The following is a 24,238-nucleotide window of genomic DNA, read 5'->3' as shown; positions in this document are numbered from 1 at the left end:
AATTTAATAAAGTTAATTAAACAGATAGACTTTCTTCATTTTTGCTTTTAAAAAAAGCATTTTCCCAGCTGAGAAATGTCAAAATGAAGAAAGTCCATATTTTAACTCTATTATATAACAATGTATTTTAAATTAACAGACTTTTCTCTCCTCTTGGGGAAGGATTAAGTTTAAGATAATTGCAATTATTGCTCCAACAGTGATGCCAGAAGAGAAAACGGTAGCCATGATTCCGGGCAGCTGTTCTACTACATCTGGTCTAAAGGTAACTCCCAGTCCAAAACTTAATGCTATTGATAAAATAAATATTTTGCGATCTGTAAGCCCACCTTTAGTCACAATTTTCATACCAGAGGTTGCCACCATTCCAAACAAAGCTATTGTTGCTCCTCCTAAAACCGGATTAGGCATCACACTTACTAAAGCTCCTATTTTAGGTACAAGTCCCAATAAGAATAAGATTCCAGCTACAGCTATCCCTACAACTTTACTGCCAACTTTAGTCAGCTGAATAACTCCAATATTCTGACTGAAAGTAGAGTTAGGCATCGAATTAAAAACCGCTGCTAAAGCACTTCCTACACCATCAGCCATTATTCCTCCTCCAAGCCGATTAACATGTTTTTCTCCCTCTACATCTTCACCGGAAACCTCAGCCACAGCTGTAAGATCACCTATGGACTCTACAGTAGTAATTATATAAGCCATAATCCAGGGAGCAAGCAAGCCCCATTCAAAAGCAATCCCATATTTAAAGGGAGTTGGAATGGTAAGCCAACCTGCATTAAAAACTTCAGTTAAATCAATCAGGCCAAGAGGAATTGAAACTATATATCCGGCAATTAAACCGATTGCTATTGCTCCAACTTTAATTAGCCCTTTGCCAAAGCGATTAGCAGCAATAATAATTGTCAGCACAAAAAAACCTAAAAGCAAATTCTGTGGAGCACCATAATTTTCTGCTCCAGCTCCACCACCAAAATCGGTGATACCAACCTCCATTAAACCAAGTCCTATTAACATTACAACTGTACCAGTTACCACAGGGGGAAACAAACTGCGGGTCTGTTTGATAAAACGACTTAAAATCATTTCAACTGGAGAGGTGGCTAAACCCATTCCTAAGACCAGAGGAATTCCACCCTGGCTGGCTGCAGCAATAGCCATCGGCACAAAAGTAAAGCTTGTACCGTGGACTGCTAAAAGACCAGAACCAACCGGACCAATTTTAGTTACCTGAATATATGTTGTAAGCCCCGAAACCATTAAAGCCATACTGACAAAAAAACCGGTTTCAGCAGTATTTAAACCTGCTACTCCTGCAATAATTAATGGTGGAGTTATTATTCCTACGAACATAGCCAGCATATGTTGAAGTCCTAACAATAATGTCTGGCCTAAAGGTAACTTAGCTTCTAAACCATAAAAACCCTTAGCTTCAATATCAACATCTCTTTTTCTAGCTTGATTCTCCATCCTAATCTACTCCTTTTTTATTCTTAAATAAGTTATTAGATTAAAATTTGTAAATTCCTGCAATTAAATGCTAGAAAAAGACGATTATATATGTATACAGAGCCTTTATTTGCTTAAGATTTATTTGCCTCCCATAGTTAAAGTCATTACTGCTTTTGCTGTATGCAGCCTATTTTCTGCTTCTGTATAGACTATAGAGTGAGGGCCATCGATAACAGAATCCTCTACTTCATTACCTCTATCAGCAGGTAAGGCATGCATATACATAACATCATCATCTGCTAAGGCCATCAAATCTTCAGTACACTTCCAATCTCTATTAGCCTCTAATAAATCATCTATTACAGCATCATCTTGATTGCTAACCCAACTTCCCCAGTTTTTAGGAATAACAATATCTGCATCCTTATAGGCCTGCTCCTGGTCATGAGTTATCTTGAATTGACCATTATTAGCTTCCGCATTTTTTCTTGCTTGTTCTATTACCCAATCCGGCATCTCATAACCTTTAGGATAGGCAAGGGTAACATCCATTCCATAGCGAGGGAAAAGCAAGCTCTGAGTTAAAGGAACAGAAATAGGTTTTTTATGACTGGTTGCATATGCCCAAATAATTGAAACCTTTAGCTTTCTGCTCTCTTTTTTCTTTTCAATGATAGTCATCAAATCTGCAAGACCCTGCATGGGATGATAAAGATCACACTGGAGATTCATAACCGGAACTTTTGCATGTTCTGCCAGTGAACGCAGATATTTATTTCCTACTTCCCAAACACAATTTCTACAGGCCAAACCATGACCATAACTACCGAGAATTACTCCAGTATCTTTAGCAACCTCACCATGAGAAACCTGCATTGTACTTGTATCTAAAAAATTAGCATGGCCCCCCAATTGTGCTAAACCAGCTTCCATGGAATTTCTGGTTCTGGTTGACTGCTCAAAAAACATTAAAAAGGCAGTTTTATCTCTTAAATAAGGAGTTGGAACTCCCATTGCAAATTTCTTTTTTAAGTCAAATGAAACTTCAAGCAGTGTATCTATCTCATCTTTTGTCCATTCTTCTAATGTAATAAAATCTTTTCCCTTCAATTGTGTTTCCATTTATAAATCCTCCTAGTTTATATAGTTAGCTCTTTTTTATCTATACTAAATTATCGGTTTGTTCGGGCATTTCTTCAGCATATTTTTCTACATATAGTTTTGGCAGAGCAGCATATAAGGCTGCAGCTTTAACCAATTCTGATTTCCAGGTTTTTTCATCTGGAGCATGAGCCTGGTCTTCATGACCTGGGCCAAATCCAATACAGGGGATTCCATGTCTTCCCATGATCGAAACCCCATTGGTAGAAAAGGTCCATTTATCAACCAGTGCCTCTTCTTTAAATAGCTGCTTATATGTTTCAACTGTACACTGACAGAGAGGATGTTCTTCTTCAATCAACCAGGTTGGAAAATAGGCATCCATAGGATAAACAAAACCGCTATATGATGGTCTTTGATATTCATACATTTCCACTTCAGCCTCAGCAGCTTTTACTGCAGGTAACTCTCTGATCTGTTCTAAGGCAAACTGCCAGCTTTCTCCAGCAGTTAAACGCCTATCAACAGAAATACTGCAGCCATCGGCAACCGCACAGCGCGAAGGAGAACTATAAAATATTTCTGAAACAGTTAAACTTCCTTTGCCCAAAAACTGATGGGGAGTTAATTTAGGATGTAATTCTTTGAGCTCATTTAAAATAGGGGCCATTTTAAAAATTGCATTGTCCCCTCTTTCAGGAGCAGAACCATGACAGCTGACTCCATGAGTAGTAACTTTAATTTCCATTCTTCCCCGATGACCTCGATAGATATTACAGGAAGATGGTTCTGTAATAACTACAAATTCAGGCCTGATGCCCTTTTCTTCAATTAAATAATGCCAACAGAGACCATCACAGTCTTCTTCCTGAACTGTGCCGGTTATCAGTAAGGTATAATCATCTTCTAAATCTAAATCTTTGATGATTTTAGCTGCATAAACCATTGAAGCCATTCCACCTTCTTGATCACTGGCTCCTCTACCGATAATTATTTCTTCATCTTCATAACCTTGATAAGGATCATATTCCCAGAGAGATTGATCACCAATTCCGACTGTATCGATATGAGCATCAATGGCAATTAGATGCTCACCACTACCTATATAACCTAATATATTACCCATTTCATCGATTTCAATTTTATCAAAGCCGACCTTTTCCATTTCTTCTTTAATTCTTAAAATAACTTTTTCTTCATTACAGCTTTCACTGGGAATTCTAATCATATCTCTTAAAAAAGCACTAATATCTGCTTTATATTCTTCTGCTTTTGCTAAAACTTTATCGAATTCTATCAATATTTTAACACCTCCATAATTATTAACTGAAACATCTTATAAAGAATATTTTAAAAATTTGGAGGAGTAATAGCTGAAATAAAGCGCAGCTCTTCACTGCCAACACTCTTGATTTTATGAGGAAGACTGGCCTTATAATAGATACTGTCTCCTTTTTTTAACTTATATTCTTTATCACCAATTATTATATGCATTTTACCTGCTAAAACTATTGTACATTCTTCTCCTAAATGATTTAGTGGTTCTTCCGAAGTCTCAGCTCCTGGCTCCATACAGGCTTCAATAACTTCCATCTCCCGATTTAAATCAGGTGAAAGCAGTTCAAAGGTAAGCTGTGAACCAGGAAAATTTAAAATCCTTCTTGCTTCTTTTCTTACTACTGCATTATTACTTTCTTCTTCAATCAAAAAATAAAAGATTGGAACTTCTAAAGCTCGGGCAATTTCTCGTAAAGCAGTAATTGATGGCTCAGCCAAGCCCCGCTCAACCTGACTTAAATAACTGGAAGTTTTATTTATTTTTTGGGCTACATCATTTAAGCTCATGTTTTTAGATTTTCTCTTATTCCGAATTCTCTGCCCAAGAATCTTATTAGCACTCATCTTATACCACACCCATTTCCTTAAATACTTGGGTTAATTTATCTAGATCTGCTTCGACTTCAATTGGATTTCCAGCTGCTTTTCTGCCATTTTTAATATCTTTAAGTCCATTACCAGTTATCACAGCTGCTGCACTTTCTTCTTTTTTGACCAGACCAATTTCTGCTGCTTTTTTTAGACCTGCTAAACCTGCTGCCCCAGCTGGTTCAGCAAAGATGCCGCTTTTTTCACCCAGGGTTTTCATCATCTGCAGTATTTTTTGATCACTAACATTTATCATATCCCCTTTAGAATCTCTGACAGCTCGCACTGCTTTAAGCCAATTACGGGGTTTACCAACAGCTATACTGTCAGCAATAGTATTTTCCTGACTTACTTTTAATTCCTCATTATTTTTAAATGCCTCTGTAATAGGGGCACATCCAGCTGCTTGTACTCCCAGCAATTTGGGCATTTTTTCAATAAAACCAAGCTGAGCTAGATCATAAAGCCCTTTATAAGCTCCAGCAATTGTACAACCATCTCCAACCGAAAAGACCAACCAGTCTGGCATCTGCCAGTTAAGTTGTTCAGCCAGCTCTATAGAAACGGTTTTTTTACCTTCAACAAGATAAGGATTAATTGCTGCATTACGGTTATACCAGCCCCATTTATCAATAGCTGCTGCAGATAGATAAAAAGCTTCTTCATAGCTGCCTTGAACAGAAACTACATCTGCTCCATAAACTAAAAGTTGGGCCAATTTACCGGCAGGAGCTCGATCAGGAACAAAAATTACTGATTTCATTCTTCCACCCATTGAAGCAATATTTCCAGCCAGTGAAGAAGCTGCATTGCCTGTTGATGAACAGGCAACAGTTACTGCGCCTGCTTCCTGTGCTTTAACCACCGCCATAGCTGATGCTCTATCTTTTAAAGATGCAGTTGGGTTTAAACCATCATCTTTAATGATCAATTGTTTTATCCCCAATTGATCAGCCAAAACCCTGCTCTCATAAATCGGAGTATTACCAACAGCCAATTTAGGCTTTTCAGTATTCTTTTCTATAGGTAAAAGGGGAGCATAACGCCAAATCCTCTGCTCAGAGGTGTTTTTTAATATTTCTTTTGACCAATCTCTTTTGATTTTTGCATAATCATAATCAAGATCTAAAATACCATCTTCACAATCATCACAGAGATAGCGTTCTGGATCTGCTTCATATTCTTTAGCACATTTAATACAGTGAAGTCCTTCTACATATTCCACACTTTTCACTCCCATCGATAATTAATTTTTCTTCAAGAATTTTTCAATTTATCCAGCAGTCCTGTTTTTTGATTAAACTCAATAATTAATTTATCTATTTCTTCAGCCTGAGAGTGGATACCACCCCAGTAATTATCATAATCATACCACTGAGCTTCTAATTCTTCTGAACTGCGCCCCTGCTGTTCAACCCAGGTATAGTATTTGAGATTATGAACTCTGCGCCTTTCTTCAAGACCCATCTCTAAGGTGTTTTCAGTAGTTATACCTCTTAAATAACGGTGATAATCTTTTACAGCATCTTCTCTGCTATATTCTCCCTGTTCTGCTCGCATTTCTTCCAGTCTTGAACTATATAATTCAAGTGAATCAGTTAAAACTGTGATCAGCATTTGCTTTTCATCTAGTTCATAATATTTGGCCATTTTAATTGCTCCAACCAAATTAGCTATACCAGAAATACCCAGCAGTTCAATTTTAGCAATAAAATCTTCAGGAATACCCTGTTCAAGTAAATATTCTCTCCCCGCTTTTTCATTAAATAAGCGGAGTAAAGACATTGTTCTCTCATCATCAATAGCTACTGCCATATCGGTATTTTTTACATTATGCACCCAAGGAATATGTTTATCTCCAATCCCTTCTATTCTGTGGGCTCCAAAACCATTGCTTAAAATTGTTGGACACTGTAGTGCCTCACCAACTGCGATTTTGCTCTTGGGATATTGATCCTTTAAATAATCTCCAGCTCCAAGGGTCCCAGCAGAACCTGAAGTAGCAAAAAAAGCAAAATAATTATCATTTTCTCTTTTTTCTTTTTCTATAACTTCTTCCATTGCTGCCCCTGTTACCTCATAATGCCAGAGATGATTGCCAAACTCCTCAAATTGATTAAAAACTGTAATATTATCCCTTGTCTTTTTTAATTCCCAGACCTTATCAAATATTTCCTTAACATTGCTTTCTGTACCTGGAGTAGCTATTACTTCTCCAGCAACTTTTTCCAGCCATTCAAATCTTTCTTTACTCATTCCTCTTGGTAAAATTGCAATAGAATCACAGGCTAATAACTGAGAGTTATAAGCACCACCTCGACAGTAATTACCTGTTGAAGGCCACACCGCTTTACTTGAAGCGGGATTAAATTGTCCTGTGACCAGCTGAGGTACCAAACAGCCATATGTAGCTCCAACTTTATGGGCACCTGTCGGGAACCACTTTCCAACAATTGCGAAAATTCTGGCCTTAACTCCTGTTAATTCTGAGGGGAATTCTATGTAGTTGACTCCATCATAAAGTCCACCCTCTTTTTGGGGCTCATTTTTCCAGCTGATCCGAAAAAGATTATAGCTGTTAATATCCCAAAGACCAATGTCTTTTAATTTTTCTTTGATTAGATCAGGAATCAAATCTGGATCTTTCATTTGAGCAAAAGTGGGTAAAATAATATTATTTTCCTTTGCCTGCTCAACTGCTTTTTCTAAGCCTTGGCTATTATAGTCTAAATTTATCATTATCAATCCCCCTCATTAAATTAAATCTCACTTTATATATTCAATGAGATTTAACTTTATCCTGCAATAAAATAGATATAAAAGAAAAAATACCCGTATACAAACGGGTATTAAGCAAATATCTTAATCGGTATTTTCAATTTCGTAACTTGATGTGATTTCAGCATTTAAGGAGCTGCTGGCAGAACAATACTTTGTTTCTGATAGATTGATTGCTCTTTCCACTTTGCGTTCACTTAAATTTTTACCTTTAAACTTGTAATTTAAATGAATTTTTGTAAAACGTTTTGGTGGTTCATCAGCCCTTTCAGCTTTGATCTCAAGCTTAAAATCTTCTAGTTCAGCCTTCATCTTTTCTAAGATTAAAACTACATCAATCCCTGTACAACCACCTAGACCTGTTAATAAAAGTTCCATTGGTCTTGGTCCTTTATTATTACCACCTGCTTCTTCGGAAGCATCAACAGTAAGCTCATAACCTGAAGGTAGATCACTGGAAAACTCCAGGCCACCCTGCCAATCGACATTAACATCCATAATTAAAAACCTCCCTCTAAACTTTATTTATTTTTTTTCTTATCTTTGGAGTTTTTCTTTTTATTTTCATGGCCATGGTGATGTTTTTTACGTCCCTGATGTTTTTCACCACATTTTGGACAGTGGCCTGGCCGGACCACTCTATAGTCTCCACCCTCAAAACGGATAGCTTTACCACAAGTTAAAGCATCTGCCGCTTTTTGTCTAGCTGAAGTTAAAACCCTTTGGAAGGTAGGCCTAGAGACCTTCATTATTTCTGCAGCTTCAGCCTGGGTAAGACCTTTAACATCTTTTAAACGCAGTGCTTCTACTTCTTCCATAGTCATTTCAACAGTTTCTAACTTTTTAGCTGGTACACCAGCCGGTTTGAAAAATTTTATTTCCGGTAATTGTTCAATAATACGATCTTTGGTAGGACGAGCCATAATTTTCACTCCTATTAATTCTACTAATTTTATCAGCTTGATTTAATAATTTTAACTTACTATAATTTCTTTTCAGCAACCATACCTAAAATAGCTACTGGATCTTTTGGTGAAGAATAAGGTGGTGCATATGCTAAATCCAATTGGAATAAATCTGCTGCAGTCATTCCTGCTTGAATTGCAGTTACTAAAACATCAATTCTTTTATCAGAGCCCTCTCCACCGATCACTTCTGCTCCCAGTAATCTGCCATCCTTATTGGCAAATACACCCTTTATATTCACTATATCTACACCTGGATAGTAGCCGGCATGATTACGAGCTTTAATTTTAACTTCTCTAACTTCAAAACCATTTGCTTCTGCTTCTTCTCTGCTCAATCCTGTTCTGGCTGCTGTTAAATCAAAAACCTTGGTAATCCCAGTTTTTAAAATACCACGATGTTTATATGAACCACCTGCAGCATTCTCACCAGCAGTTCTTCCCTGCTTATTAGCTGTAGAACCAAGTGGTATCCAGGCAGCTTGAGCTGTAATCAAATCTTTTGATTCCGCACAGTCACCAGCAGCATAAATATCTTTAAGATTTGTCTCCATTTTTTCGTTAATTTTGATTGCTCCAGTTTCCCCAATCTCTATTCCTGCTTTTTTTGCTAGTTGAGAATTAGCCTTAACTCCGATTGATAAAAGGGCCAGATCTGCTTCAATTTCTTTACCGCTTTCAGTAACTACCTTTTCTAGTTTTTCTCCCCCTTTAAAAGCAGCAACTCCATCATTTAAAACTAAATCTACACCTTTTTTTCGCAGTTCTTCCTCTACTAACTCGGCCATTTCCTGACTGAAAGGAGGTAAGACCTGAGGCTGCAGCTCAATAACTGTTGTCTTTAAACCCATCTCAGTAAAGGCTTCTGCCATTTCTAAACCAATTAATCCAGCTCCAATTATTACTGCCTTTTTTGTCCCTTCTCTATTTGCCGCTTCTTTAATTAAATCACCATCTTCAACAGAACGAAGTACAAAAATATTATCTTTTTCAAAACCTTCAAAAGGAGGTTTAATCGGAGAAGCTCCTGTAGCAATAATTAACTTATCATATTGATAAGCTCCATCCTGACCGGAAGCCAGATTAGTATAATAGAGCATTTTTTCATGACTATCGATTTCTCTGACCTCATGTTCTATACGAACCTCAACCCCATATTTAGCTTCAAATTCTTCATCTGTAAAAGCAATAAGTTTATCACGCTCAGCTATAATATCAGATATATAATATGGTAATCCACATCCACCATAAGAAATCTCTTTACCTTTTTCAAAAATTACTATTTCCGCATCAGGATCTGTTCTCCTTGCTTTAGCTGCTGCACTTGTTCCTGCAGCTACACCACCAATTACTGCAATTTTCATTTTTTATTCCTCCAATTCCAAAATTTTAGCTTAACATCTATTCTTTTCAACGACTTTAAAAAGTGTATTATTAACTGTGCTCTCTGCTGGATGAGATATCTCGGCTAAATTTGCAAAAGTCTTTTTTAAAGAACAATTAATAAAACCAGAGGGAAGATGACAATTAATATCCTCTTCAATCAAATCAAAGTGTCTTAAAGCAAGTTCTGCAGCTGAAATTGATTTTAAAGCACAACTCCCTTTAGCACCATCACAATAAACCCCACTTACATCACTAATTAAATTGTTTATTCCATATTCTATTTTATCACTTTTATCAGCTAAATATAGTAAAGCAGCCAACACACCTGGTGCTGCAGCATAAAAAAGCCCACATAATGAGGATAAACGCCCAATATATATTTTAGCATAATGACCAACTAAATGAGCAAGCATAGTAGCCTTAAAAATTTCTTCTTCAGATTTATCAAAATATAGTTTAGCACTGTGATAAGTAACCAAAGATATAAAAATACCTTGATTTCCACTTCCAGAAGAGGCTAAAGCTGGTGAAGGTACTCCGGCCATTCTTGCTCCAGTCCCATCAGCTGCCATAGCTGCTATTTTATTTATTTCATTAAAGCTTTTTCTTTTTCTATATTTATTACCAACTCCAGAGCCTAAACCTTCTTTACCTGCCAGGGCAATATCAGAATTTAATTTTAAACCATCTTTTAAAAATTTCAAATGAGATTCATTAAATTCTTTTTCAACAATATCGATCAAAGCAAAAATATCCATAGCTTTTAACTTTTTGTCAAGCTCATTGTCCTGGTGTTCAGAATTATTTTCTAAATCTGCCTGATATTTAAGCTCGCCATCAACCCTTATTTCTTTTAAATCATCGTGATTACCTTCTATTAAAGCTTTTACCTGATTATCAGCTTTTATTAAAACTTCCACATAAACCGGTTTATGATTTTCCAAGACTTCAAATCTCACCTTATCTATAATAGATAAAGCTGAATCCAGTTTATCCTCCAAATCAGCTAAAATAGTTAATTTGCGTTCTAAAGCATCTTCAGCAAAATATCCTAATGCTGCCGCAGTTTTATTGCCATAATGATGGCTTATCCCGGGCAAACCGGTTGACATACCATTTTTATAGACAAAACCATCCAGTTTAATTATGATTTCTTGTAGCTCTCCCCGGCTGTATTCTGAGGCAGCTGCCACTGCAAAGGCAACAGCGCCAGGCTCAGTACAACCCTGGGCTAAAACAAGTTCTTTATCTACAAAATCATCAAGCATTTTCCCCATTTTTACACCTCTATTTATTTGATTATTAAATTATGCTCATTAATATTATGTCTAAATACAATATTCTATATAATTTATTTAACTCCTCTTATAAAATTATTAGAGAACTTAAAAGCTCTACAATTGAGCGAAAATTTATAATTATATTTTTTATTAAAATTCCTTGACGCCCTTAGAATCTTATGCTATTATATTTATTGCAGTTAATAAATAAATGCCCTCATCGTCTAGGGGTCTAGGACACCAGGTTTTCATCCTGGCGGCAGGGGTTCGAATCCCCTTGAGGGTACCAAATGAGATTAAGATAGCCAGTAGGCTATCTTTTTTTATTTTTTTGCCCATAACTTTTAAATTTTTGCAGCATCTTTTCCATTTCTTGATCTGATAAAATTACCGGTTCACCAATTGATCTGGCCCTATAATATGTTTCTGCAACAAATTCTACCTCTTCAGCAATATTAAAAGCATTTTCTATTGAGTCTGAGCCTGTTAATAAACCGTGGTTGGCTAAGATGACTGCATAACGGTCTTCCATTGCTTTAAAGGCATTTTCAGCCAGCTCTGTTGTCCCAAAAGTGGCATAATCAGCACAACGAACATTTTTACCTGCCAAAGCTATCATATAATGAGCAGCAGGCAGACCTTCTCTTAAAATTGAAATAGTGGTGCTATAGATAGAATGGGAGTGTACTACTGAAAAGATATCATCTCTTTTATGATAAAATATCTGATGCAGTTCATATTCACTGGAAGGTTTCCGTTTTCCTTCAACGATATTACCTGCTAAATCCATCACAACTACATCTTCTATTGTGCTTTCAAAATATCCAATTCCACTGGGACTGATAGCCATTAAACCTTCTTCAGGATTATAGATACTTAAATTACCTCCGGTTCCTTTTGTTAAACCATTTTCAATTAGTTTTTTGCCATATTCAACTATCTTTTTTCTTTCTTTTTTTAACTTCATTTTATACCTCCAAATCCTTTTCTACTTAGCTCACAATTTGATTCTTTAAAAAGAGCTTAAAAAATGCTATAATTTAATAAGAATATTCTTAATTTTATAATTAAATTTTATCAAATTAAGCAGAAATATTCCAAAAAAGTTTTAATTTAATTTTTTAACTACTACATAATAAGGGAGTGGGTTTTAAATGAAGATTGAAGCAAAAGATTCTGTTTATGAAATGTCAGCTGAAAATGAAGCTGCTGCAAGCTGTAAACCAGGTGATAGGGTAGTTTTTGAGACCAAAGACTGTTTTAGCAATCAAATACGTGATGAAGAAACACTTTTTGAGTCGACTGATTGGTCAACTATCAATCCTGCAACTGGACCTTTAGAAATTGAAGGAGCTGAAATAGGGGATACTTTAAAAGTAGAGGTAGAAAAAATCGAGATAAATGATCAGGGTGTAATGGTTGCAGTACCTGATATGGGTTTTATGGATAATTTTATTAGTGAATCAGAAACTAAAATAATACCCATAGAAGCTGGAAAAGCTATTTTTAATGATAAAATTAAATTTGATCTTAACCCAATGATTGGTGTTATAGGAACTTCACCCGGCAAAGATGAAGATGCCGTACCATGTGGTACTCCAGACTCTCATGGAGGTAATATGGACACCAAGGTTATAACAGAAGGAGCAACATTATATTTCCCGGTTAGAGTTCCAGGTGCAATGCTTGCTATGGGAGATCTTCATGCAGCAATGGGAGATGGAGAGGTTGTAGTAACCGGAATAGAAATTGCTGGTGAAGTAACAGTTAAGGTTGATCTAATAAAGGATAAAGAGCTCAGTGATCCTATGGTAGAAACAGATGATGCTTTTTATACTATAGCATCAGAAGTAAGTTTAGACCATGCAGCCCAAAAAGCAAGTGATAATATGTTTAAATTCTTAAATGAAAGATTACCTTTAAGTAATAATGAACTTGCAATGCTGATGAGTATTGCTTGTGATCTACAGATAAGTCAGGTTGTTGACCCTAAGAAAACAGTTAGGATGAGGGTTGATAAAGAAACACTCAAAGAATATGATTTAAAATACTAATTTAATTAAGAGCTGCTGTCCTGATCAACATAATTAGAGTACCAGCTAAAACTACCACACCAACAAGAGAAAACATTGCCTGTATGGAAATGAAATTTACTAATAATCCTAATAAAGCAGGTGAGGTACTCATACCAATATATTTCATGGTATTAAAAAGTGCTATCACAGAACCAGAAAGTTCTTTAGGTGGCAGGTCAGTAGCTCTATCATATACAACCGGACTTAAAAGCCCCATCCCTAAGCCAAAAATGACTACACTCAATAAAACCAGAATATTTCCCTGCGCCCAAATGGGAAATAATAATAAAGCAGATGCGATAAGAACAAAACCTCCTCCAACCTTAAACTTCCATCTAATATTTTTAAAAAGCTTTGCCCGCGAAGCTATAATAGCAGAAAACATTCCCTGGATTGATAAAGCTATTCCAGCAATATTTTCTCCAAACCCATGAAAATTATTTAAAAAGATAGGCACAAAAGTAACAACCGTATAAAGCAAGAAATAGGTGATAAAAGCATAACCAAAAATCTCAACAATACTCCTTATTTTTAAAACCTCAACTAATGATAAAATATATTTTTTTAAAGAAGTATCTCGGTTTTCCAATGCTTCTTTATCTGGATTATCCTTCAATGCTGGAGCAGTCTCTGGAATAAAGATGTAGAAAAAAACTGCTAAGAACAAAGAAAATCCATAAACAACAAATGGTAAACGCCAGTCAATATAAACTAAAAATCCTCCCAAGAGAGGAATAACAACAGCTCCCAAAGATAAGGTTCCTGTTAGATAACCCATGATATTAAGTCTTTCATCTCCATCATATAAGTCTCCAATAATAGTCATTGCAACTGGGATTAAACCAGCAACGCCTATGCCCTGAAAAAAGCGACATAATAAAAGCAGGCCAAAAGATGGAGAAAAAACACTTAACAAACCAAAACTACCATCTATAATTAAGCAGGCTAAACCTACCTTTTTCCTGCCTAATCTATCAATTAAATAACCAAGTATAGGTAAACTAAAAGCAGCTGAAATTGTATAAACACTTAGAATAAGGCCAACAGTTCCACCTTCAACTCCAAATGCTGCTCCAATAGTAGGCAAGCCAGGCGCTACTAAAGCACCACCCATTACCCCAAATGTACCCATAATTATTACCAAAAATAACTGCAAAGTTATACCTCCAACTTAAATGTCAATTCCAATTATAATTCAAATATCATTTTACTTTCCTTAATGAAATTAATCATTTTTTCTCTCTCTTTAAATCTTTTTTTGGAATTATATCGATTATTTAACCAATAAATAAAATAAACTAAATTCCTTCTCATTAAAGACTTATCATAATAATTTAACGGTTTTAATAACCAATCTTTATTATCAAAATAAATATTAAAAACCTTCTTGGCATTTACTCTTAAAGTCAAACGATATAAATAATAAAATATATCAGTAAATATTAATGCTTTTTGAAAGTATTCATCCCAATCAATCACTATTGCTTGATTATCAGATATAATAATATTACTTTGTTTTAAATCCCCATGAACAAAACCAAATTCTGCATTAACTTCTTTAGATTCTTGCCACCAATTACTAATACCTAAACTTTTTAAAATTTCTTTAGTATTTGGAATAACATTTTCATTTGCAAAATCGATACTCTTTTTAAAAGAATAATTTTTATGTAAAGTGAATAATTTAGGCCATAATTCTTGAATAACTTTTTTCCCTTTTATAATATTACCTTTATTTAATCGCTTTCCTTTAACCAATTCTTCTCTATAAGAACAATTTTCATAATTCCATTCAATTATTAAAGGAGAAAGCTCTTTAACCTCAACTATATTTCTTATTTTATAATTTTTATCAAATAATTCATTGTCTCTATATTTTTTTATAATTATATTTTTGCTGAAATCAAAAGCAACTATTTTTTCTTTTCCATTATCTATTAATAAATCAAAATCATGATCAAAAGATATGCTTATATTTTTAGTTTTAAAAATTTTATAGATTTTTACTTCTGATAAAAAAAATATTATTTTTTTAGCTAAAGATTCAGGTAAAAAAGTCTGCTCTGAATCTATTCTTTGAAAAGCAAGTCCTTTGACTGCCCTTCTCCAAGATTTTTTGTTGCTTTTTACATGATATTTGCCTATTTTCTTAACCCGCATATTTCCTCCTGAATTTTAAGATTAAAATGTTAATTAATCTTTTCTTGTGCCAAAAAATGAACGAATTTTATGTTTTGTTTTAACAAATTTACGTCTTTTTTTTCTAGCTTTTGCTACTTCATTTTTATAATAACACCATTTATCTGACGAATAATTTTTAAAAAATATTTCTTTTTCAGTTTCATTAAATTTAAGTCTTTTTAAATCATTAATCTTATCTTTTTCTGATAGACTCTCTTTTAATCTAGCCCTATTTAAATCAATATAATAGAACTGAGGTCTATTATCAAAATTTTTAACTAAAATATTACCAGCATGAAGATCATTATGTACTAAACCATGCTCATGCATTATTTTAACCTCTTTTCCCAATTGAGGCATCAATTTTTTTAACTTGTCTCTTTCAGGATGTTTAAAGTTTTTTGCAATCTCAAGCATATTAAAATCATAGTCAATATATTCTGTAATATAATAACTAAATAATAATTCTTTTGTTTTTCCTCGTTTTTCTATAACTGCAATTGGAGAAGGAGTTTTTAAGTTAAGCTGCTCTAATTCTCTAGCAGCTTTTAAAGATCTTTCTGCTTTAGAATCAAGAAATCTAAAACGTAACTGATCATATACTTTATTTAGCTTAAAACTTTTAATAACAATATCCCTATCCAAAATCGGGTCAAATACTTTAATTATTTTATTTCTTAAATAATATATAGTTTCTCCATTTTCTATTTCTTTCTGATCTCCAAATTTATTGATAAAATATTCTATCCATTCTGGAGATATACTTGTTTTAACTGAAATATCTATATTATTATTTTTATATGAAATAAAAGAATTATCCATTATATTTACTTCCTTTGAAATTCATCAATTTTTATTTTTTTCTTAATAATAGCAACCTTTTATTGTTGGTTTTAACGAAGATTAATTTTGTCAAGAGCATTATTAATATCCACCAATAAATCTTGGCTTGAATCTTTAATAAAATCTTTATGAATACCATCAACAATTACAGGTATTTCATCAATTCTTAATACTTTTGCAATAGCCAAGCGATGATTACCACTACTACATATATAGTTAAATTCACCATTTCTATCAATAGCAATTCTAATTTCATCATAGATTTTTCGCCCTTTAAAACTTTCTCCTAGTTCTATTTGACTTTTATAACCATTGTTTTTAATATCTTTGAATAATTTTTTATATTTAAGAAATCTGTTCTTTAATTTTTTTTCGTTCATTTTTCCTTTGAAAGCTTTATACTCATCTGTATTGTGAAAATTAATACCCTCTTCAAATAATTGAACCACTGTTCTAAAACCAATAGATCCTATTTCATTTTCAATTTTTAAATAATCTGGAAAAATGTCTTTTTTATACATATCCCAGTCTCCAGGCCTTAAGAAGTTATTATAAAAATCGTTTTTTTCAATGGCTTTGTTCGTTTTAGGACTAAACAAAAAAGAATTTAATAAATTATTTTTGATCCAGATTACTCTATTTATTTTAGGGCAAATTATATTTTTTCTTTCATATAAATCTAATTTGTTAATTGTTTTAATTATTTTTTTTATGCTTTTTTCTTTTCTTGCTTTATAATATTTTTTTTCCCAATAGTAACTAAAAAATTTACTTTTACGAATAATCTTTTTGTAAAATTGTTGAAATTTCATAATAATCTCCTCTAAAAAGTTCTATTTGCTAAATTTCATTTATCTAATTTTAAGCTTTTTATCATGCCTACTTTTATCTAGTTTAAGATATCTCAAAGAAAAACCTAATCCTACAACTACCCAAAAAAAGTTTCTTGTTTGTGATTCTGTAATATTAGTTTCTGTTAACCCCATTATAAGGAATGAAATAACAAATAAAGTTATACCTAAAAAAATATTTTTCACTAAGTTATTTTCCTTTTCATCAAGCTCTAAATAAGAAGTAAAGAATAGCTTAATTAAATAATAATTTAAATAAACAAATATTAAGAAACCTGGTATACCTGTTGAAGCCAAAAAGAAAAAATAGTTATTATGAGGACTTGATCTTGAACGATCTGTGTAATCTAAATTATAGAAATATTCACTATAGTTTTTAAATCCTACACCTCTTACTGGATTTTCTATTACAGCATCTATTGATGCTCTCCACATAACTAATCTAGATTGAATCCATTGATCTTCCAGATTAAATGAGGATAAAAATCGCGATTGATAATTACTAGGAGCAAAAAATATTATTAAAATCATTAAAATTAATAATAAAATAATAATCTTAGGTTTTTTAATTAAGGTAAACAAAAATATTACTGCAATTAAGGCAATATAAGCTGCCCTAGTTAAAGAAAATATAGCCGCAGTTGTATAAGAAAAAATCATTATAGACAAGACAATATATTGCCATTTTTTATTATTTTTTTTAAATAGCAATGGTAACAATAGCGCAATACCCATGACAGAAACATTTGCAGATGTTATAGAAAATCTAGCAAATCCTTCGGCACGTCTAACTCCCTCAACTAAATGTTGATAATTGGCTACAAAGCCAGAAATAGTTAGTATGGTTAAGGATATTATTAGTACTTTATATATAGTTTTTTCGTCTTCGAGCAAATTCAAAATAGCTAATGGTAATAAAATACTATAGGTAGTTCCTGTTCCTAAAGATGTCCAAAAGGCACCTGTAGATAATATTAAGACAATTGAAAGCCCAACTATTGGCCAATACTTAACATCTTTATTAAAATCAATATCCTTCATAAAAATTATTTTCATTAGCCAAGCTAAAATAATTAACCCGGTACCAGTACTAATAAAAGCTCTCCCCATATGTGAACCAAAAGCATAAATATAAATTCCTGCAAGAAAAGTATATTTTACTATCTTTTTTTTATTAATAATATTATCCATTTTATGCTCCTCTGTAAATTAATTATTTATAAAAATAATTCAAGATTTTTAATCATTATTTCCATAGTAAAATTATTCTCTATTATTTCTCTTCCCTTTTCAGCCATATCTTCGATGTTCTCTTCATCAATCATCTTTAAAATTTTATTAGCAATATCATTTGGATTTTCACTTTCTGCTAAATATCCACTTTCTTGATCAATAACTATCTCAGCTATATTACTAACATCAGTACTGACAACAGGTAATTTTGCTGCCATTGCTTCTGCTATCACAAATCCAAATCCTTCCCACCGGGCAGTATGAACTAAAAAATCTAATCCAGGTAAAATATTATATACATCATCCCTAAAACCAGTAAATATTATATAATCATTTAAATTCTTTTTCTTTACTAACTCTTTTAGTTCTTTTTCTCTATCTCCACTACCAACAATCAAAACCACAAAATCATTCTTTTTTTTAGCTACTATCTGAACTGCTTTAATTAAAAACTCATGACCTTTTTGATAGTTTAAACGCCCTATGTTTCCTATTATTGTTTTATCTTTTTCTATATTAAATTCATCATATAAATTTAATGGTTTTTTTGCAGCCTGATCAATTTTATTTATATCAATACCATTATAAATTATTTTAATTTTATCTTCATTTAACCACTGCGATGTATGCCTTAAAATAGTTTCCTTAGTAGCTTTTGAGTTGGCAATAATATCTGTCACACATTCATTAAGTAAATACTTATTATAAAATCTGTTTTTGATAGGAATAGCACTACCTCTTCTATAAACAATTCTATCTAAACCTGCAATCTTAGCACATATTCCTCCAAATTTTAAATCCTGAGACATATTTAAGAACATAATATCTATATTTTTTGATTTCAAAAATTTTATAAAACTATAGGATTTTAATGGATTTAAAAAGCTTATACCACTCTTTATTTTAACTTCTTGAGTTTTGATATTTGCCTGTTCTGCTCTTTTGAACAGTTCAGTATTTTTTGCAGTAGCGATATAGATATTGTAGTCTTTTTTTTCATTAAAAATCTTGGCAGTAGTATAAGTCCACTTCTCACCACCACCCCAGACTGGACAACTATTTAGAAAAACTATATTCTTCAATTTTTATCATCCTTAAATTTATTTAATTCCCATAATTTAATGCTTTTTAAAAATTGATAATACGATGATAAAATAGATAAAATCAATCCCTGACTACCCAATAAAAAGCCTTTTTTGAATATATATTTTTTAATAAATTCTAAAAAAGGTCTAAATAATATATAACTTAGAGTAATTGTTTTCCCTTTATTATATTTTTTTTCTGCATCTAAGGTAGTATAGTGATTCATTTTAGCTATATAACTTTCAAGATCTTTGTATGTATAATGAATAAAATCATTTTCTAAACTTTTTATATTATTGTTTATATTTGGAGATTCATGGACTAAACCCTCATAACGAAATTTTGCTCTAAATAATCGCAAAGTATAATCAGGATACCAGCCACAATACTTAATCCATTTGCCTAAAAAATAGTTTTTTCTAGCAATTTCATATCCATTAACCTTTGGGTTGTCAGCTAAAGTTTCAATTTCAGCTTTAAGATCATTAGTAACTCTTTCATCAGCATCTATAACAAATACCCAATCAGTACTAACTTTCTCTAAGCCAAAATTTCTCTGTGATGCAAAATCATCAAATTCTCTCTGGTAGAAATCGACATTAGCAAATGAATTAGAAATTTCTTGTGTTTTATCATCACTATAAGAATCTATTACAATAACTTTATCAAGCCAATTGATTGAATTTAAACAATCATCTATATTCTCTTCCTCATTATATGTCAATACTAAAGCTGTAATGTTATTCATTATATCAGATCCTTGCTTTGAATAGATTCAATAATATTATCTGCTTTGATTTCTTTCATACACTTAAAATGCTTTAATGGACATTCATGTTCACCACAAGGCCTACATTCTAAACCTTCATTTTTTATTATTATGTTATTTCCTTTACCCCTAGGAGCATATTTTCTTTCATCAGATGGACCAAAAATAGTGACTGTATCTGTTCCTGCAGCAGCTGCTACATGAACGGGGCCAGTATCTCCACTTATCATCAAGCTAGCTTTTTTAAGCACAGCTGCAAGTTCTAATAGAGAAGTCTCACCACAGAGATTATATATATTATCTTTTTTAATAATTTTATCAATAATATAATTTACTCTTTCTGTATCTGAAGGACCACCAACAAATAAAATATCATAGTTTTTCTCAGCCAATAAATCAGCCAGTTCTGCACAATATTCTTTAGGCCAGCGTTTTGTTGGCCAGCTTCCACCAGTATTTAAAACAATAAAATTTTCTTTTATTGCTGATTTTTTAAGTTTTTCTTCTGCACTAGCAAGATATTTTCCTTCAACTTTTAAAACCGGGAATTTGTTAGTTGAAGTTTCTTCTATATTTATCTGCTCAAAATTATTTTTTAATTCATTTGCAAATTTAAGATAATAATCTATCATATGTGAACTAATCTTATCATCAATTTTTTTATCTAAGAAAATTCCTCTACCTTTAGACCCATAACCAATTGATTGATCTGCAGAAACTATTTTCAAAAGCAGAGCAGTTCTCCAGTTGCCGTGAATATTTAATGCCAATTGATAATTGTTTTGCTTTATTTTTCTAGCAAATTTAATTGATTTAATAAAATTCCAGCTTTTATTATAACTATAAACATTATCAATATTCTCATTAACTCTCATAATCTCGGCAAAATTACTATTAGCAATCAAATCTATTCTTGCCTTAGGAAAAAGACTTCTTAATTCTGCAAAAAAAGGATGCGCAAAAATTAGGTCTCCCAAATAGAGTAAATCAATTACTACTATTCTTTTAATTTGACTCATTAACACCATCCTCTAACTTCATTTTATCTAGTTTTTTTCTTGCTATACGCATTACCTGATTTACAGTAATTGACTTCATGCACTGCATATTACGGCTGCATTGTTCATCCCAACAGCGAATACATTTTAAACTATTATCCTGAATTACTGTATGTCCTTCGCCATAAGGACCATGAGTATCAGGATCAGTTGGTCCCATAAGGGCAATAACTTTTAATCCAACTGCAGCAGCTAAATGAGTAGGACCAGTATCTCCTCCAATATAAAGATCTGCCCTATTATATATTTCTGTTAATTCCTGCAAATCTGTCTTTCCAGCAAGATTACTATAAGAGTCTTTTTTGCCATCATATTTTTCAATTGCTTCTTTATCAGAATTTGAACCGGTAAAGATCACATAATGACCTTCTTCTATTAATTCATCTGCTAATCCAAAATATCTTTCTAAAAACCAGTTTTTTGATTCCCAGGTTGTAAAAGGATTTAAAATGATCAAGCGTTTATTATGATTTATTTTTTCCATTTCAAATAATCTACTAACTCTACTTTTAACCACCGGAGTTATTTTAAGGCCATAATTGACTAATTCTGTATTAGCTCCAAGTGCTCCAGCAAGCTGTAAACTTCTTTCTACTTTATGTAATTTGCTGTCCTTTAAGTCAATTTTTGCTTGATAGAAAAATTGACTTAATTCTCTGCCATCAGCAGGTCCCATTCTCAAATCAGCTTTTATTAAAAAAGCACTAAAAGAACTTTTAAAAAGCCCATGTAAATCAAGGCTGATGTCATAATTTTTATTTCTCATCATTTTATAAAAAGACCAAAATTCTTTTATAGTATGGATAATACCTTTATCTTTTATTTCTTTTTTCCATTTTTTTCTAGGTAAGATAATAGCATTATCTAAATATGGATTCATATTGACTAATGGAAAAGCTTTATCTTCTACTAACCAGTCTATCTGAGCATTTGGATATTTTTGTCTAATTGCATATGCTGTTGGTAATGAATGAATAACATCACCAATGGCACTTAATCTTATTATTAATATTTTATCTGCTTTATCATCAAGCATTATAATCTACTCCTAATTTAATAAGACATTAATTAACTGCAAATTTTTCCTGACCGAGCCGCGATTTTCAGCAATTAAATTTGCTGCTTTTTTAGCTCTTTCTTTTCTGAATTTATCATTGGCCAATAGTTGATAGCTTTTTTCAAAAAAGTCATCTAAGTCTTTCACTTCAAAAGCAGTTTCATTTTCTAAAAGAAAATCTCTTTCTTCTTTAAAATTATACATGCTGCTTCCAAATAATACAACCTTTGCCCTTGCAGCTGCCTCAATCACATTATGCCCACCTCTATTTATCAATGAACCACCGATAAAAACTAGATCAGCATAATAATAAAGTTCAGATAATTCTCCCATTGTATCAATAATGATTATATCAGTATTCCTACCAAGCAGAACTTCACCTTTTTTTAGCTCAGAATAAAGGGCTGCATGAAGATCTTTTTGCTGACACAAATCAAGTATTTCTTCTCTTCGTTCAACATAGCGAGGAGCGAGTAAAATCTTGAGATCATCAAACTGAGCTGATAATTTTTTATATAGCTCTAAAATGATTTCTTCTTCACCTTGATGAGTGCTTCCAGCTATAATTACTTTGCTGTCTGAATTGATATTAAATAGTTCTAGTTTAGACTGATATTCCTCTTTTGAAGGTGGATTAATTTGAAGATCATATTTTAAATTACCATTTATACAAAGATGGTCTTCTGGTGCACCTAATTCTTTGATTTTGTCAGCTGCTTCCTGATGCTGCATGCTGAAAATATCAACTCTCTGCAGCATATCTTCTAATAAATTACCTAAGTATTTATATTTATCAAAAGAATCATCGCTTATTCTACCACTAACTAAGATAATTTGAGTTCCCTGTTCATCTAAAGCCTTAATTAAATTAGGCCAAAGCTCAGTCTCTATCATTATAAATAAATCGGGTTTAAAAATATTGACTGCTTTATTAACAACCCAGTTTAGATCAAAGGGTAAATAAATTATCAAATCTGCTGCTGCAATCTTCTTTTTGGCAATATTTTTACCACTTGGTGTCATATTAGAAAAAATAATTTTGGCCTGAGGATGGTCAGCTCTAATTTCTTCAACTAGATTTTGAGCAGCAAGAGTTTCTCCAACAGATGCAGCATGGATCCATATCACTTCATCTGCCGGGAATAATAAATCAAGATTATGATTATAAAATGCAAAACGTTCTCTTAAATTTAATTTTTCATCATTACTTCTACTTCTATAATAAAAATAGGGAAGTAAAATAACAGTCAAAATTGATAATATTGTATTATATAATAAGTACATAACTTTCCTCCCCATAATATTATTGGCTAATTATATTTTTTCCAGCGTCTGTGCAGCCACATCCAGTCTTCAGGTGATTTCTCTATTTCTTTTTCTGTTAATTCAAGTAACTTTTTTAATTCTTCCTTTAATTCCGCTTCAGAACTATCAGCAGCAATTTTTATAGGTGGATAACAGATCAACTCATGTTTTAACCAGCCCTGCCGATGAAAAAACATCGGTACAATTGGAGCCCCTGTTCGTTGAGCAAATTGAACCGGCCCAATAAATACAGAAGCAGGCCTATCAAAAAAATTAAGCTTCCAACCTCTACTTCTAGCATCTTGATCAGCTAATAAGGCTACAATCTCATTTTTCTTTAAAGCTTTAAAAGCCTGTCTTACAGCTAAACCCTTGGGAATGATACCGATTCCTATTCCTCGTCTGATTTTATTAATTTTCTGATCAAACAAAGAATTTTTCTGCTCTTTTGCTATAGAATTAATTTTATAGCCTTTAATAGCCAGCAAAGCCCCTAAAAGCTCCCAATTTCCTAGATGAGCTGAATAAATGATAACCCCTTTATTCTCTTCTAAAGCCTGGTCTAGATATTCTAAATTATTAAACTCTACCATCTTTTCAATATCTGCTTCTGTGAACTGATCTTCCATTAAAAATTCGGCAAAGTTTAAGCCTAAATTCATATAAACATCTTTAGTGATTTTTTTAGCTTCTCTATCTGAAATATCTAGAGCTTTTTTTATATTTTCTTGGGCCAGTTTCTTTCTTTTAGGAGTCAATAGATAAGCCAGATAAGCAATCAATTTGCCCGGTAAGTAGGCCCATTTTCTTGGTAGTTTAAGGGTTATAAATCTAAATAAATTGTATGAAAATATTGTTATTTTATCTATCATATTAAACCTCTTTT

At 32.6% G+C, this 24,238-nt stretch carries 23 protein-coding genes and 1 tRNA gene; 2 read left to right on the top strand and 22 right to left on the bottom strand.

Features of this window, described 5'->3' with window-relative positions:
• Positions 1-132: 132 nt before the first annotated feature.
• The 10 genes from LJ207_RS03040 to LJ207_RS02995 all read right to left on the bottom strand — a co-directional run bounded on the left by LJ207_RS03040 (position 133) and on the right by LJ207_RS02995 (position 10,891).
• Positions 133-1,476, bottom strand: a complete 1,344-nt coding sequence (locus tag LJ207_RS03040; RefSeq protein ID WP_229343975.1) for a nucleobase:cation symporter-2 family protein — start codon at positions 1,474-1,476, stop codon at positions 133-135.
• A 120-nt stretch (positions 1,477-1,596) separates the two neighbouring features.
• Positions 1,597-2,580 carry an ornithine carbamoyltransferase gene (locus LJ207_RS03035; protein WP_229343974.1) on the bottom strand — a complete coding sequence of 328 codons (984 nt, stop codon included), beginning with the start codon at positions 2,578-2,580 and terminating at the stop codon, positions 1,597-1,599.
• A gap of 40 nt (positions 2,581-2,620) precedes the next feature.
• Positions 2,621-3,859, bottom strand: coding sequence for a YgeY family selenium metabolism-linked hydrolase (locus tag LJ207_RS03030; RefSeq protein WP_229343972.1), 1,239 nt, complete (start codon positions 3,857-3,859; stop codon positions 2,621-2,623).
• A 50-nt stretch (positions 3,860-3,909) separates the two neighbouring features.
• Positions 3,910-4,461, bottom strand: coding sequence for a helix-turn-helix domain-containing protein (locus LJ207_RS03025; protein WP_229343970.1), 552 nt, complete (start codon positions 4,459-4,461; stop codon positions 3,910-3,912).
• Between the two features lies 1 nt (position 4,462).
• Positions 4,463-5,710, bottom strand: coding sequence for a threonine synthase (locus LJ207_RS03020; protein ID WP_229343968.1), 1,248 nt, complete (start codon positions 5,708-5,710; stop codon positions 4,463-4,465).
• A 32-nt stretch (positions 5,711-5,742) separates the two neighbouring features.
• Positions 5,743-7,224, bottom strand: coding sequence for a pyridoxal-phosphate dependent enzyme (locus tag LJ207_RS03015; protein ID WP_229343967.1), 1,482 nt, complete (start codon positions 7,222-7,224; stop codon positions 5,743-5,745).
• A 123-nt stretch (positions 7,225-7,347) separates the two neighbouring features.
• The gene (locus LJ207_RS03010) at positions 7,348-7,761 is read right to left on the bottom strand and encodes an OsmC family protein (protein WP_229343965.1); all 414 of its coding nucleotides are present in this window, start codon (positions 7,759-7,761) and stop codon (positions 7,348-7,350) included.
• A 23-nt stretch (positions 7,762-7,784) separates the two neighbouring features.
• Positions 7,785-8,186: a DUF134 domain-containing protein gene (locus LJ207_RS03005; protein WP_229343963.1), complete on the bottom strand. Its 402-nt coding sequence runs from the start codon at positions 8,184-8,186 to the stop codon at positions 7,785-7,787.
• A gap of 59 nt (positions 8,187-8,245) precedes the next feature.
• Positions 8,246-9,592 (bottom strand): FAD-dependent oxidoreductase, encoded by a 1,347-nt coding sequence (locus LJ207_RS03000; RefSeq protein ID WP_229343962.1) that lies wholly within the window; start codon positions 9,590-9,592, stop codon positions 8,246-8,248.
• Between the two features lie 30 nt (positions 9,593-9,622).
• Positions 9,623-10,891, bottom strand: a complete 1,269-nt coding sequence (locus LJ207_RS02995; RefSeq protein WP_229343960.1) for an L-serine ammonia-lyase, iron-sulfur-dependent, subunit alpha — start codon at positions 10,889-10,891, stop codon at positions 9,623-9,625.
• A gap of 216 nt (positions 10,892-11,107) precedes the next feature.
• Between LJ207_RS02995 and LJ207_RS02990 the strand changes: the two genes are divergently transcribed.
• Positions 11,108-11,183 (top strand) — tRNA-Glu (locus LJ207_RS02990).
• Positions 11,184-11,207: 24 nt separating this feature from the next.
• Here the strand turns inward: LJ207_RS02990 and LJ207_RS02985 are convergent.
• On the bottom strand, positions 11,208-11,861 hold the full coding sequence (locus tag LJ207_RS02985; protein ID WP_229343958.1) for an L-fuculose-phosphate aldolase: 654 nt from the start codon (positions 11,859-11,861) through the stop codon (positions 11,208-11,210).
• Between the two features lie 187 nt (positions 11,862-12,048).
• Here LJ207_RS02985 and LJ207_RS02980 point away from each other — a divergent pair, with 187 nt between their 5' ends.
• Entirely contained in the window at positions 12,049-12,948 is a 900-nt protein-coding gene (locus tag LJ207_RS02980) for an acetamidase/formamidase family protein (RefSeq protein WP_229343956.1), read from the top strand.
• 1 nt (position 12,949) lies between these two features.
• Here LJ207_RS02980 and LJ207_RS02975 read toward each other — a convergent pair whose 3' ends face one another.
• From LJ207_RS02975 to LJ207_RS02925, 11 genes are all read right to left on the bottom strand, one after another.
• Positions 12,950-14,125, bottom strand: a complete 1,176-nt coding sequence (locus LJ207_RS02975) for an MFS transporter (protein ID WP_229343955.1) — start codon at positions 14,123-14,125, stop codon at positions 12,950-12,952.
• A gap of 32 nt (positions 14,126-14,157) precedes the next feature.
• Positions 14,158-15,129 (bottom strand): phosphotransferase, encoded by a 972-nt coding sequence (locus LJ207_RS02970; RefSeq protein ID WP_229343953.1) that lies wholly within the window; start codon positions 15,127-15,129, stop codon positions 14,158-14,160.
• Positions 15,130-15,162: 33 nt separating this feature from the next.
• Positions 15,163-15,972 carry a lipopolysaccharide kinase InaA family protein gene (locus LJ207_RS02965; RefSeq protein WP_229343952.1) on the bottom strand — a complete coding sequence of 270 codons (810 nt, stop codon included), beginning with the start codon at positions 15,970-15,972 and terminating at the stop codon, positions 15,163-15,165.
• A gap of 71 nt (positions 15,973-16,043) precedes the next feature.
• A complete protein-coding gene (locus LJ207_RS02960; RefSeq protein ID WP_229343950.1) occupies positions 16,044-16,805 on the bottom strand; it encodes a ParB N-terminal domain-containing protein in 762 nt (253 codons plus the stop codon).
• Positions 16,806-16,844: 39 nt separating this feature from the next.
• Positions 16,845-18,035 (bottom strand): O-antigen ligase family protein, encoded by a 1,191-nt coding sequence (locus LJ207_RS02955; RefSeq protein ID WP_229343949.1) that lies wholly within the window; start codon positions 18,033-18,035, stop codon positions 16,845-16,847.
• A gap of 26 nt (positions 18,036-18,061) precedes the next feature.
• A complete protein-coding gene (locus LJ207_RS02950) occupies positions 18,062-19,159 on the bottom strand; it encodes a glycosyltransferase (protein WP_229343947.1) in 1,098 nt (365 codons plus the stop codon).
• Positions 19,156-19,911, bottom strand: coding sequence for a glycosyltransferase family 2 protein (locus tag LJ207_RS02945; protein WP_229343945.1), 756 nt, complete (start codon positions 19,909-19,911; stop codon positions 19,156-19,158). Before LJ207_RS02945 ends, LJ207_RS02950 begins: the two co-directional genes overlap by 4 nt.
• Positions 19,911-20,951 (bottom strand): lipopolysaccharide heptosyltransferase II, encoded by a 1,041-nt coding sequence (gene waaF / locus LJ207_RS02940; protein ID WP_229343944.1) that lies wholly within the window; start codon positions 20,949-20,951, stop codon positions 19,911-19,913. Before waaF ends, LJ207_RS02945 begins: the two co-directional genes overlap by 1 nt.
• Positions 20,938-22,026 (bottom strand): glycosyltransferase family 9 protein, encoded by a 1,089-nt coding sequence (locus LJ207_RS02935; protein WP_229343942.1) that lies wholly within the window; start codon positions 22,024-22,026, stop codon positions 20,938-20,940. The genes waaF and LJ207_RS02935 overlap by 14 nt, the downstream gene beginning before the upstream one ends.
• A gap of 12 nt (positions 22,027-22,038) precedes the next feature.
• Positions 22,039-23,331: a 3-deoxy-D-manno-octulosonic acid transferase gene (locus LJ207_RS02930; RefSeq protein ID WP_229343940.1), complete on the bottom strand. Its 1,293-nt coding sequence runs from the start codon at positions 23,329-23,331 to the stop codon at positions 22,039-22,041.
• Positions 23,332-23,357: 26 nt separating this feature from the next.
• Positions 23,358-24,224, bottom strand: a complete 867-nt coding sequence (locus LJ207_RS02925) for a lysophospholipid acyltransferase family protein (protein ID WP_229343938.1) — start codon at positions 24,222-24,224, stop codon at positions 23,358-23,360.
• Positions 24,225-24,238 lie beyond the last annotated feature (14 nt).

This window comes from Halanaerobium polyolivorans (genome assembly GCF_020711195.1).
Lineage (GTDB): Bacteria > Bacillota > Halanaerobiia > Halanaerobiales > Halanaerobiaceae > Halanaerobium > Halanaerobium polyolivorans.
The sequence above is the reverse complement of the archived record's forward strand: the minus strand, read 5'-3'. Positions and strand labels throughout refer to the sequence as shown.